Annotated in this window: 2 tRNA genes; both read right to left on the bottom strand. The window is 53.4% G+C overall.

Going from position 1 to position 253, the window contains the following annotated elements:
• Window positions 1-82: 82 nt before the first annotated feature.
• Window positions 83-159: transfer RNA gene (locus ACJDTP_RS27925), tRNA-Met, on the bottom strand.
• Between the two features lie 7 nt (window positions 160-166).
• Window positions 167-242: transfer RNA gene (locus ACJDTP_RS27930), tRNA-Met, on the bottom strand.
• Window positions 243-253 lie beyond the last annotated feature (11 nt).

Below are 253 nucleotides of genomic sequence, written 5' to 3' on the forward strand. Positions count from 1 at the left end.
CGGAATCGAACCGGTACGGTGTTTAACCACCGCAGGATTTTAAGTCCTGTGCGTCTGCCAGTTCCGCCACTTCGGCACATATTGGTAGCGGAAATAGGACTTGAACCTACGACACCTCGGGTATGAACCGAGTGCTCTAGCCAGCTGAGCTATTCCGCCATATCAATGGTTGCGGGGGCAGGACTTGAACCTACGACCTTCGGGTTATGAGCCCGACGAGCTACCAACTGCTCCACCCCGCGATATTATTTTT

The sequence above is a fragment of the Candidatus Clostridium helianthi genome, assembly GCF_045310795.1.
Taxonomy (GTDB): Bacteria; Bacillota; Clostridia; order Clostridiales; family Clostridiaceae; genus Clostridium; species Clostridium helianthi.